The sequence below is a fragment of the Aneurinibacillus sp. Ricciae_BoGa-3 genome (assembly GCF_028421645.1).
GTDB lineage: Bacteria > Bacillota > Bacilli > Aneurinibacillales > Aneurinibacillaceae > Aneurinibacillus_B.
The window spans coordinates 301,089-314,021 of the sequence record NZ_CP116888.1 but is presented as its reverse complement, the minus strand read 5'-3'; the positions used below and the strand labels follow the sequence as shown (position 1 = coordinate 314,021).

Here is a 12,933-nt window from a genome sequence, read left to right as displayed (position 1 = left end):
GCAAATCAATGCCGTGAATCTCCTTTAATTTTATACGTATTTGGTTGATGATGAACTTAATTAATGGAAATCATATATGTAACCATAAATGTGTACATTTTTGTAAACACAATAGTTTACAGAACCTTTTACATTATTCCTCTTTCTCTAGTTCCTGTAATGCCGCTTCAATTGCCAAGTTAATGAATTCAATTTTAAATCCATGCTTTTTCTCCGAAATGGCATCCAGTCGTTCAAGCAAATCATTACGAACTAAGAATGTACGGCGGGTATGTGTATCTTCCACCCGTTGTTTATTAAATCTCGATTTTAATGAACCAAAACGTCCGTAGCTCTGGCTTTCTGCAGTTACAGCTACTTGCTCACTTGTCTGTACTGTTGGATTTTCAGTTGATGTAGACCTTACTGGTGCTACCGTTTGACCTTTATTATCTTCCTGTTTTTTAATATTGGAAGCCTGTTCTTCTGTATTTCCCTCTTCCGTTTCTGAACTGTTAAAACCACTCATGATGGCTCGTGTCGGAGAAATAGCGTTTGCTCGTGCGTGAGCCAATCTATCCTGATTCTTTTGAACTGTATTTTTATTTGCCATCTTTTTTACTCACCTATCCTTTCTACCAATTCTTGATAAAACTCCTTAAATTGAGAAAGCGCATCATTCAGTTCAGGATTATCGCTCAATCCGTAAAAAGGAAGCCGACCTGTTGATGCCTTTCTTGTGATGATGGTTTTAAATACGAGGTCTGGATAATCTTCTGCAATCGCATCATTAAATACTTTAGAGTCACTTCTTCTTTTGTCGTTCAGCGTTCGGAGTATGCCCACCACTTCAACGTCATGCGAACTGACTTCTTTTGCGATTTCCAAAGACTCCATAAAGTTTGGTATGGCTGAATAACAGAATTTGGAGCACTCATACAGCACGATAATATAATCACTTGCCACCAGAGCTGAAGAGGTTTGTTCTGATAGGCTTGGCGGAGTGTCAATTAAGATGTAATCATACTTATCTCGTACCTGGTCGAGTAAGATGTCCAACTGTTCCTCTGCTTTACCTTTATAAGGCATAATCTCTTCACGTACTTCTTCGCCCAAAACAATCATCTTTGAAGTATAAATCCAACGACTATACAATGCTAAGAAGTTGTTTGCTGGAATAAGGTCTAGGTTATCGCTAACTTTATGTATATATTTCTCTGCATCTTTATAGATAACGGCTTCATATATAGACCGACCAATAAATTCGTTAGCAGTAACATCCGTGAGTAATTCGGTCACGTTTCCCTGTGAATCCATGTCCACTACGAGAACCCGTTTACCATCATTGGCTAATAGGTATGCCAGGATGCCCGTCGTTGTACTTTTACTCACGCCTCCCTTTTGCAAGCCCAGTGTTATTACTTTACCCATGTCGTTTTTTCTCCCCTTCATTTTATGTATAGCTCCATTTTATAGAAAAAATTCGCTTTTGTTAATGGATTCATAGTACCAAACCTTTTCCTATTACAAAAGGAGAACGCTATACATTTCTTTTTCATTATCCTCTTTCTTTTCCTGTTCCGTAAAACAAAATGGTTATGTAAATGATAAGGTAAGTGATTAAAGAAAATTAAGTTTATCCGTTTATACACTTTATTCCTGTTATCATTTCGATTTTGTTTTAATTTTTGTTTTTGTTTGCATTTAATCAAGCGTATATGTTTTATAGTACGTGTTAACTTGTTTAAACTCATGTTGATAGTATTACTAAATTTATTGCGTTTATTTTTCTGTTTATCATTCCTGATAATTGTTCTTATCCCTTTATTGAATAGTATGTTAAAACAATTGTTATTTCTTTTGTTATTTCTTTTGTTATTTCTTTTGTTATTTCTTTTGTTATTTCTTTTGTTATTTCTTATAGTTTTACTGAATTAAATAATTATTTTTAAATAAAAACATAATCGGAAGGTTAAAGTTAAATTTAATAGCAAACATAATATGATGTGTATAAGTAATATTAAACAAATTCACTTCCAAATAAAAAAACACAAAAACAATAATAAACTAATACACTTTAACAAATGTTTCATATTGTATAAATGTAGATGTGTTCATATATGTAATCTAAAATGTAAACATTTCCTGTTCCATAAGATAATCCTTAAAAGTCAAGGTTTTCATTTTTATACTTTTGTTTTTCCGTAACCAACGTTCCATTTCAAATCTCGATTATTGATACACTTTAGTAAAAAATAATTGACAATAGTCTACAAATAATCTATACTAAATATATAAATTCGTACATAAGAGAGGGGGGACAACATGGCAAAACCACCTGTTAATCCACTACCTAGCAAGAGCGGGAGCGGTATGAGTTATTTTAAAGCGTTAAGTCTAATGGCTAGAGAATACTTGAAAGCAGATGGTATCACCCTTAATTTTCAGGGATACACCGAGACCATCATTGACTATGCGAATATGCAGGAGAATGATATTCATACGGCATGGCGATTAACCAAAGAGTTAAACGCATGGTCGGAATATTTCGCAAGCATTTCGAATCTGATTCAAAAATTCTATTTAGACGCTGAAACCGATAAGATAGAGATTCAAGCAACAGCATCCATTAAAGCAGATGCGGTGAAGGTTGCAAATGGTGAGCGTCTTTCAAATAAAGATAGTCATGTGATACAAGCTCGTAAAAAGCGAAACTGTTTAAAAGCTTTTTATGATGAACTTGAATCTAAAATAAAATTTCTTGAACGGGGTTATTACCATTGCAAAGCCACTTGCGATTGGGCAAACAAACCGATTTACAATAACAATCAATCCCCACAAGCTTCCTAAAAAGAGAATGGGGGATTTCCCGTGAAGAATTACACCGAACATAGCAGTGGAAGAAAGAAGAAGGATAACAACCTTGTTAAATTCCCTGATATGGCAAAAAGAATAAATCAGTATTTGAAAGAAGAGGATTTACGTCTTGATTTTACTGGATATATGCACACCATACATCGTTACTTTAGCATGCAAGAACAGGATTTGTATGAAGTCTATCATTTGATGACCGAATGCAATCTGTGGAGCCACTACCTGTCTGAAGTGGAGAATTTTATCCAACAGAAGCTTTTATCCATCCAAATGGAAGTTGATAGGCTAGATGCCTATTTTGATAAAAAGACACCAAACGAATCCTTGGATAAAGCCATTGAAGCGACAACAGCAAAAGCCAAGGATTTTGCTGTTTTTCATAAACAACTGATGGCACAACGTATCCTCTTTGAAAAGGGATACTGGCATTGTTTTAAAGTATATGGCAAAGGGATAAACACCTTAACCTATAAATCATTGGACTAAGAGGAGAGACACCATCATATGAGCGATAGACAAGCGGCACTTTCAAAGGCATTAGCCCAAATAGAGAAACAATTCGGTAAAGGTTCCATTATGAAACTTGGTGAACGAGAAACCCTTGAAATTGAAGCCGTTCCAACAGGTTCTTTGTATTTAAACGGTGCGCTCGGTATTGGTGGTTATCCAAAGGGACGCATTATTGAGATTTATGGCCCTGAATCTGCAGGTAAAACCACTGTTGCGCTCCATGCGATAGCAGAAGTGCAAAAAGCAGGCGGGACAGCCGCCATAATTGACGCCGAGCATGCACTTGACCCGATTTACGCTAAAGCGATTGGTGTTAACATTGACGAGTTGCTCCTTTCACAACCTGATACAGGGGAGCAAGCCCTAGAAATTGCAGAAGCCCTTGTTGCCAGTCATGCGGTTGACATGATTGTCGTAGACAGCGTAGCGGCACTCGTGCCAAAAGCCGAAATAGAAGGGGAAATGGGAGATAGTCACGTAGGTTTACAAGCTCGATTAATGAGTCAGGCGATGCGTAAGTTGGCAGGTGTCATTAACAAATCCAAGACCATTGTTATCTTTATCAACCAACTACGTGAAAAAGTAGGGGTTATGTTTGGTAGTCCCGAAGTCACTCCAGGAGGACGTGCCCTCAAATTCTACGCATCTGTACGTCTAGATATAAGGCGTATCGAATCTATCAAAATAGGGCAAGACATTGTGGGTAACAAGACCAAAGTCAAAGTGGTTAAAAATAAAGTAGCACCACCGTTCAAACAAGTCGAATTTGACATCATCTATGGTAAAGGCATCGACTATTACGGGGAAGTCATTGATATTGGTGTTGAAAAAGGGTTTGTAAACAAATCAGGAGCTTGGTATTCCTACGGGGAAGAACGTCTTGGACAAGGTAGGGAAAACTCCAAGAAGTTCCTCGAAGAAAATCCAACGTTGTGCAATGAGATTGCCAATAAAATTAAAGGTATTGAAGATATCGGAACCGACATTCCTCCTGAACATGATGAAGAACAGGATACAGAACCACCATTAGCATAATCACGAAGATACAGGCTTACTTTATAGCCTGTATTTTTTATTGTCTTTCCTCCCGTTTTCCTGGTATTTTCCCCGTCATTTCCCCGTTTTTCTGGTGTTAAACTTGCGGTTGTGATGCTAACAACAAAAAAATAAAAATATTCCATTTATGTTTCAAAATATGTATACATATTTTGAAACATAAACACTTCCATAATAATTTGTGGTTTTGCCCATCTCTCACCATACTTACAAAAAGGTGAGAAGTAATCAAATCGTTTTCTGCAAATGCATTTGCAGATAAAAAAAGAAGGGTATTCCCTTCTGTTTCTTTAATCTATATTTAACTTCATTTGTTCATAGGGTTCATCTGCTGTGAGCAATGCTGTTGCTTCTTCTGTAAGCAATACTCTTGTTTCTTTATAATTTAACAAATCCTTACGTTCCCGATTGTCAATCTCATAGAATTCCAAAAAGAATGTGTCACCTTGACGGTGAAAATCTTTCAATGTAATTTCATTTCTCTTAATTTCGGCTAACATTTTCTCAATGATTTTGATGTTTTCTCTTTTCTTTTTATTGGAGAAGTAAAGGATTCCTCTGAAAAAATTGATGTTGGCTTGAAACACAAGCGGCTTTCCTGGTTTCGTTATCATGGAACAACGAATTCGCTCTCGTTGCAAAGGGAATATCGCTATTTTTGCCGAATCTAATTCAAACCTATCAATTCTATCCCTATACATATTAATCGTTTGGTTTTTAATATATTGGTTCACGATATCAATATTGACGACGATTTTAGCAACCTCTTTGTCGGAATTCGTAGCTTTAGCTATGTCTACATTGTCAAAAATTTTAACGGTAAAGCCTCGTAATGTATCGCTGACTAATCCAGACTGCAAATGAGCCATACGAAGAAGACTTTCCTTAACGGACATGTAACTTTTTTGGCTATCGGAGGTATATACATCTCGTACAACATCTCCAATATCCACTAAAATTTCTCTAGTAGTAAAAAAGTTTTCATCTTGTTTGGTCATAACCGATAAAAATATTTTTACATCCATTGCATTTAATGTTTTTAAAACGCTCGCAATCACGCCAGTACGTAGAATTTCCACATTGACTAAACTTTCAAGAACGGTATTATCATCGATATGATACATATCGGAAAAGAATTGGTCTTTTCCTTGTGAAAGAATAGGATTTTGGTTCATCCGTATCCGATTCGTAAAATCAATTGGAATATTACTCATGGAATTAGGAAGTGCGACAATCGCACTCTGCATACCAAAAGGACATTCTTCTTTTATTAACTTCAAGGCTATATACTCAATATCATTATCAAACGCTTTTTGTATTTGGAATCTCTGTTTATCTTTTAAATATGGAAAATCGGATACAGGTATATCATCCATCTCCAACCACGTTCGGAGTTCAGCTAATCGCTTCACTTTTAATTCTTCATAGGTATCGCATTGATAAACAGCTTTAAACTTTTCTGGTTCATCTTGAAATTGTTCGAACAATCCTTTTGCGACAACTTCAATTTCCTTATAAAATAAACCTTCACTATTTAATTCCCTATCCAACCATCTTTTTTTAGTCTTTTGCCGTCTCTTTACAATCGGAGACAACGTATCACTGGTTACTTCAAATAAATGTTCTAAATCCAATGTGTTGAAAATAGTCGTTAAAGTCTTATTGTAATAGGTTTGAAATTCAATCCCGTTTCCCGAATATAAGTATTGGTTATACTTCTTTTCAAGAGAACCGTTCACATTATCCCAAATATTTTGCATCGTAGAATCAGGTATTCTCACTTGCAAAACCTCCCTGTTCCCCTCATTATATCATGTCTAAACTTAATAGAAAGAGTGACTGGTAAGTTGTTAAAACCCTGAATTGTCTCCAAATCTCCGTTCTGACGGGTACATTTTAAGTCATTTACAGATAATTGTCTATTATACTCCGTTCTGACAAGGCATAACTTTTACTTGTCTACAATTATCCGTTCTGACAAGGCAATATCAGTCTTTTTTAACTTTTTCCCATCAAAAAAAATCTTTAAACTTAAAAAAAACCTCGTTATGAACAACCCTATTAAACTTGTCTTCGAATATCCGTTCTGACAAGTCGCTGATACTTTTAAAAAAAATAAAATTTTATTTCGACAAAATTCGACACTTCCATTTCCTGTTTGTCTCTGTTTTTCCGTTCTGACAGGTCATTTCGTAACCATATTTTGGTTTTGTATTAAAATCTCCGTTCTGACAAGCACAACATTTGCTTTAACTTCTAACACTACCATGAAAAAACGTAAAAAATGCTTTTGTAAAAAAGACAAAGTTCGCTACACCTCATTGTTTATCAGTATCAGCATAGTTGTCTCTGTTTTTCCGTTCTGACAGGTCACCTATTATGCCGTACGAGAAATACCGCTAAAAAAAAGGACTCATTTCGGTTTGTCTCTGTTTTTCCGTTCTGACAAGTCTATTTTTTTGTTTTTAGACAACAAAGTCGATATCTCTTACAATGTTGCTATGAAACTTTTATAGGAATTTAGGTAAGGTAGGTGATTTCATTGGATACATGGATGCCCATGAGGGAATTCGCTAGAATCGGGAAAAAGATGCTCATTACCGTATTAGGTGTGACGCCAAACTATAAGAGGGGAAGTGACCAAGGTCATAGTCTCGAAGAAGTAGAAGTTGACTTTTCTACCTGTCCTTCTCATTGTGAACTAAAAGATGTTCCTATTGAGGATAAGGCAACTTACTGCAAACAAAATTGCCAATATCAAATTTTTTCTCTGCCCAAAGGTATCTACGTCAATGAAATGCACCGCTACCGTATTCAGAAAGACGAATTGTTGAAAAATAAAAAGCGTCTTTCTAAATATCAACTACTTCAATTCATACTCTATCATTTAATGACTGTAGATTCGAATGGCTTTATTAAATATGTATCAATCAAAGCCATTGCAAGTCTACTAGGTTGCAACGTGCGAACGGTGAAAAATAACAACATTGAATTAAGTAAGTTAGGGCTAATTTCTACCATGAAATATACCTCTGACATTTTCAGTGTACATATTACAAAATATAAAGAATATCATCAATCCAGAAAACAAAATGGTTCTGGTTATTTTCGCATTTCAAAAGAACTGTTTGTTCAACTGGTGAGTGCAAAATCCGTAAACGAAATAAGAGCAAGCCTTCGATTGGCACTTGAACAAGACAACAAATCCATCAGTGCCGAAGAATACGCCATCACGACTTACCAGGACATTAAGCAATCCTTACCTAAAAATATCAGCTATCCTAAAATCATTAAGAAAACGTTAGAGGGTGTAACAGGTTCCTTTGATATCCAATCCAAGGATTCTATTGTCATGTTCAAATTACGTCCTGAATTTAACGAAAAATTATTACGAGCGAAAAAAGAGAAGCAGTTTACGCAACAAATCCGCTCTATCCTCGGAGAGACGACATACAAATTATCACCAGAAGATATGAATGACCTTGTTCAACTGTCTATGGAGTACGGCGTCACATATCTTTGTGAAGCTCTTTCTCTTTACAAGGAACAAGTCTCTAACGAAGAGGAACTGGTCGTGGAGAATGTAGGGGGCTTTGTACGGTCATTGATTAAAAAGACGGTATTTCAAAAATTTATCGCCTAATCTTCTTTATTTCTTTGCGCCTATTATTTCCATATTTTATCTTATATGTAAATATAATCATTCTAAATAAAGGCTTTTTCGTCTTTTTCAAAAGAGACGGGGAAGTCTTTTTTATTTATGCAACGGTTATCCACAAATTTGTCCACATTTTATACACACGCTATTCACAATGGAAAAATTACAGGAAAAATAGAAAGAAGAATGTCCACATTGGTAAAAAGTATTTCATAATAGAAAAAATAATGTTCACAAATGAAAAAAAGGTAGTCACACATGGAAAATTAAGTGTTCACAGTTGGTAAAAAAGAAGGTTTCTCAGAAAATTTTGGGGTGGATGTGGAAATTTTTGTTTAACTAAAATCATCATCAAGCCTTATGTGTCAAGGGATTGGAGCTTTTTGATTTGCGTAATCTCTGCCTATAATTACTGTATGAATCTATGAAAGAATATATGATGATAAGATATGTTTTTAAGGTATGTTTTATAAGAGGTGGAGGAATGTTTGGAAGTAAGGTTTGAAAGGATTGAAGAAATTACAGTTTTTCTACTATTGAAATAATTTTAAAACCGCCTCCTCAAAAAAATAAAAAGGAGTTCTTCTTATTATAAACGATTGGCTCCTATCCTTCAAACCGATTAAACCCATTTTATATTGCATAAAGTATCAAGAAGTCCTATGCTGATTTTAACAGTATTGACTAAAAACAATATAAGAGAGGGGATATGTTTTTGTCGAAAAAGTTTGTTGCTGATACCAGTGTCCTTCTTTATGATGTCGATGCGCTTTATAAATTTGAAGATAATGAAGTGATTATTCCGTCTGTTGTCTATGAAGAAATTAATCATTTAAAAGATGAGAGTTCAGAGAGAGGCTATTATGCTAGAATTGTTTCCAAAATCCTTGATGAACTATCCCAAAAAGCACCCTTAAAACAAGGGGTAAGATTAGGGCAAACCTTGATTCGGACAAGCTATGACATAGAGAACGAAGAAATATCAAAAGCGTTGGTAATGGATAAAAATGATTACAAAATCATCGCTTGTGCAAAGAACAACAATGCTACGCTGATTTCTAGAGATAGAATGATGCGTGTCATTGCTAGAGATTTTGTTGAAGCTGAAGAATACAAAGCCGACATGATAAAAACTGAAATCTATAAAGGCTATCGTAAACTAACCGTTCCAGAACATATGATTACCCGTATGTTTGAAGGAAAACTTGGCAATGAATTCGATTTGTTTCCAAATGAATTTGTTATCTTAGAAAATCAATTCAATCCACAACACATTGCTATAGGTATCCGTAAACATGACCAAATTATCCCCGTAGATTTTGACAAACTCAATGTCAACGGAATGAGAACACGTCCTAAAAATCTAGAGCAAAAAATGTTCCTTTACCTTCTCCAAGATAAAGACATCACTTGCGTAACCGCAATGGGTGTCTCAGGAAAAGGAAAAAGCCTCGAAGCCATTGATTATTCCCTCTCAGCCATCATAAATAATATATATCACAAGCTCCTTTACACCAAGTCCAGTATATCGGTCGATAAACGAGAAGAACTTGGATTTTATAAAGGCGATGTAGAAGAAAAACTCCGCCCTCACCTTCAACCCTTTTATTCCTCCATTGAGTTTTTATTTAAGCAAGAACTTTATTCTGGAAAGGATTTGCATTCCATAACCAATCGATTGACGGTTGACCAAAAAGTAGAAGAGTTGCTTGCAAAAGATATGCTCGATTTTATCCCTCTTGCAAATATTCGAGGTATGAGTGTCTTTGAAAAAGTCATCATACTCGATGAAGCACAAAACACCACCAATCACATGATAAAAACCCTTGTCACAAGGGTTAATGACGACGGAAAATTGATTGTAACAGGAGATGTGGAGCAAATCGATGACCCAAACCTTAATCAATATAACAATGGATTGGTTCACTTAATTGAAGAAGGAAAAGAGGAAGATTTCATTGGTCATATCACAATGGATATTGACCCCAAAACTAAGCGTGGTAGACTCGCTGAATTTGGCGCACGAAAACTATAAAACCTAAATTCCAACTGAATTTTAGAGAAAGGAGGTTGCAACTTGAAAAGAAAATGGAAAAAATTATCGGTGGCTGTGGTCGGATTTGCTGTTTTAGCTACGCCTTTTGCGGGGAACGTGTTAAACGTCATTAGCCACGCCAACAGCCCCTATTACTCCCTGGATAGCACACAATATGCCAAACAGCTACAAGATGCGAATACAGCCCTACAGAAGGCGTCAGATACAAATTCAGACAGTGACATTACATCTGCCATTGATACCATTATTGCATTGCCTTTCAGTGAAACCAATCCTGACGACAAATCAGCGTTGGTTAGCAAAATGGGTGATTACATTAAAAGTATCCAAGATAGCTCTCTGCAAGCCAAATACGCCTCTTATTTAACCGATAAAGCCATTAAACAAGTAGGCAATAGTTTATTGCAAACCGACTATGATGTCGCGGATATGACGGTTAAATCTCTTCCACAGAGTGATGTACGAACCGCTTATGCGACAAAATTGGCTGGAATCAGAAGCACGATGGATAAGAATCTCATGAATCAGATTTTTCATCCGCAACAAAATCATCCTACGGAGAGCGTTGGAACACCTCCTCTAGATTTTACAGAACTTCCAGCGAGTGCATTTGCTCCTTATAAGAATAGCAATACAGGAGACTACCTCCCAGGGTATGGACCTTCTGCTGATGGCAAAAATCCAAACCAGGATACACAAGGGACAGCACAGAATCAAAATGCCACTCCGCAACCCCAACTTACGCCTGCACAAGACCAAGGTACGGCGAATCTTTCAGGTATTCTTCCAATCGAGCATTACACAGTCTCAACCACTTATGTAAAAGAAAACTCAACCTGTTATAAAGTGACGACTAAAACCATTGCAGGTAAAACCCCGACAGTGACAAAAGAAGTCGCTTCTAAATTGGATGCAAAAGTTTTCTGTAGTGTAGATTTCACCAAACCACATGGAGGAATGGGCTATGACTTTAATCAAGCGAAACCTGTTGCACCAGTAAAAGTGCCAACAGGAAGCTTCGGAGGATTCGCTCACAATGCCAATAGCATCACAAATAGTGCGTATGATATGAGCATTAACCATCCGCATTCAAATGCTAGAGCATGGAACAATCCGTCTAATGTTTGGAACACAAATCCAACGCCATATACCTCTACAGGGCAGAATAAAGCTCCTAAACCTGCTACGACGTTGCACTTCACCTTGGATAGAACCGATAAACAACCGTATTACTTTGATACCGATTTAAAAGTAGCAAGTGACGGAACGGTTTCCTATCAAGAAGTACACGATGTATTATTCCAATTGGCAATTCGAAGCGGTGGTAGAGCCGTAGATGATAAAGACCGATTCGAGATTCTGCTTGAAAACAAAATCGTGGTCATTAATCACACCAAAGATAAAATGTCTGTATCGGTATTTGATGACATTCTTAAAGGCTTTAAAGCCCAAGTTAAGCCGATGCTCTCAACTGTTGGACAAACTTCAGGTCAATAAAATCAACCCTCTTCTTCGTGGAGAGGGTTATTTGTTGGTAAAAAATATTTGACAATAGTCAATAATGGTAGTATATTGTAGATAAAGATAAATACCCTTGATTTACCAATAAAATTAGCGGAAAATGGAAGGCGTGAAGCCAACCTTGAGTTATAAGGTAGTCTGAATTATCTATAATGAAAAAGGTTTGATAAGCAAGGCGTTTGCAAATTACGCAAACAACTATAAAGGAGGAATCTTACTTATGAATGTAAAAGACGTTTTGAAAAGGATTGGAAATCCAAAAATTTTAGCAGGAATTGGAGTTTTTGCTGTTGCGGCGACAGTTCTCAACCATGCAGGTACAACCACAGTGGTTGAGGTAAATGGCGTACCACTTGCTTCTGCAGATGGACAAGCTTTTGTGAGCAATGGGGTAACATATGTACCACTGAATGCGATTGCTCAAAAAATGGGTGACGATGTAACCTGGATTGACTCATCAAACCAATCCATCATTCAAGAACGAAACGGAAAAGTCGTTACAGTTGAAGAAGGTTCATCTTCTGCAAGTGTAAATGGACAAGCTATTCCACTAGAGACGAAATTAATGGGTAAAGTTGTTGTTCCAGTAGATGCCAAAGCCATCATGAAAGACAGCGTGCTTTATGTACCAATTGATTTTGTGAAATCGTTTAAAGGTATGGGTTATGGAGTGAAACAAACCAATCAAGGTGGGAAAACCATCATCAACGTAGCGGGTATGGCTACACAACCAGCACCAAGCAATCCACAAACGCAAAAGCCTGGTGGAGGCAAAACATATCCTGATGGTTGGACGGCTCCTGTATTGAAGTCATCATGGTCTTCAAATCAAGATAAAAACTTCCAAGTGTTCCAAAAAGAACTTGGATTTGATTTTCATGGTCACTGGTTCAATATCCCTGGTCAACCACAAGCTATTAGTATTGCTGATACGCATAACTCATTAGGCAAATATGAAGTAGAGTTTAGATATACTGGCTGGCAAGCCCCAGAAGTTCCAGCAAGTTATCGTATCCCTGTCGTCTCAAAAGAATTGTTTAAATTTTATTTCGGAAAAGATTACATGAAAGTTTGGAATTACTTCAATTCAGGAAATATTCCAAATCAGTTTACAGCTAACGGAAGAACGGTCATGGTGAATTTAAATGACACGGACGGATGTTTATATATACATGTAGGTTTTCAAAAAAAACATTAATAAGCATTAAGGTAAAAAAGCTAAGAAATTCTTAGCTTTTTTTATTTTGCCATTTGCTATACAATCATTACGTTTTTTGAT

10 protein-coding genes are annotated in these 12,933 nt (G+C 36.4%); 7 read left to right on the top strand and 3 right to left on the bottom strand.

Annotation, left to right across the window (positions count from 1 at the left end):
- Positions 1-133: 133 nt before the first annotated feature.
- On the bottom strand, positions 134-592 hold the full coding sequence (locus tag PP175_RS27165) for a hypothetical protein (RefSeq protein ID WP_272444214.1): 459 nt from the start codon (positions 590-592) through the stop codon (positions 134-136).
- 5 nt (positions 593-597) lie between these two features.
- A complete protein-coding gene (locus PP175_RS27160) occupies positions 598-1,410 on the bottom strand; it encodes a ParA family protein (RefSeq protein WP_272444251.1) in 813 nt (270 codons plus the stop codon).
- 894 nt (positions 1,411-2,304) lie between these two features.
- On the opposite strand from PP175_RS27160, the gene PP175_RS27155 reads away from it, so the two are divergent.
- From PP175_RS27155 to recA, 3 genes are read left to right on the top strand one after another with little or no spacing between them, the layout of a single operon-like run.
- Positions 2,305-2,829 carry a hypothetical protein gene (locus tag PP175_RS27155; RefSeq protein WP_272444213.1) on the top strand — a complete coding sequence of 175 codons (525 nt, stop codon included), beginning with the start codon at positions 2,305-2,307 and terminating at the stop codon, positions 2,827-2,829.
- Positions 2,830-2,850: 21 nt separating this feature from the next.
- Positions 2,851-3,339 carry a hypothetical protein gene (locus PP175_RS27150; RefSeq protein WP_272444212.1) on the top strand — a complete coding sequence of 163 codons (489 nt, stop codon included), beginning with the start codon at positions 2,851-2,853 and terminating at the stop codon, positions 3,337-3,339.
- Between the two features lie 18 nt (positions 3,340-3,357).
- Entirely contained in the window at positions 3,358-4,398 is a 1,041-nt protein-coding gene (gene recA, locus PP175_RS27145) for a recombinase RecA (RefSeq protein ID WP_272444211.1), read from the top strand.
- A 311-nt stretch (positions 4,399-4,709) separates the two neighbouring features.
- Here recA and PP175_RS27140 read toward each other — a convergent pair whose 3' ends face one another.
- Positions 4,710-6,200, bottom strand: coding sequence for a hypothetical protein (locus PP175_RS27140; RefSeq protein WP_272444210.1), 1,491 nt, complete (start codon positions 6,198-6,200; stop codon positions 4,710-4,712).
- Positions 6,201-6,961: 761 nt separating this feature from the next.
- Between PP175_RS27140 and PP175_RS27135 the strand changes: the two genes are divergently transcribed.
- The 4 genes from PP175_RS27135 to PP175_RS27120 all read left to right on the top strand — a co-directional run bounded on the left by PP175_RS27135 (position 6,962) and on the right by PP175_RS27120 (position 12,852).
- On the top strand, positions 6,962-8,062 hold the full coding sequence (locus PP175_RS27135; protein WP_272444209.1) for a helix-turn-helix domain-containing protein: 1,101 nt from the start codon (positions 6,962-6,964) through the stop codon (positions 8,060-8,062).
- Between the two features lie 730 nt (positions 8,063-8,792).
- Positions 8,793-10,112: a PhoH family protein gene (locus PP175_RS27130; RefSeq protein ID WP_272444208.1), complete on the top strand. Its 1,320-nt coding sequence runs from the start codon at positions 8,793-8,795 to the stop codon at positions 10,110-10,112.
- A gap of 42 nt (positions 10,113-10,154) precedes the next feature.
- Positions 10,155-11,630 (top strand): hypothetical protein, encoded by a 1,476-nt coding sequence (locus tag PP175_RS27125; RefSeq protein ID WP_272444207.1) that lies wholly within the window; start codon positions 10,155-10,157, stop codon positions 11,628-11,630.
- Positions 11,631-11,874: 244 nt separating this feature from the next.
- A complete protein-coding gene (locus PP175_RS27120) occupies positions 11,875-12,852 on the top strand; it encodes a copper amine oxidase N-terminal domain-containing protein (protein ID WP_272444206.1) in 978 nt (325 codons plus the stop codon).
- Positions 12,853-12,933 lie beyond the last annotated feature (81 nt).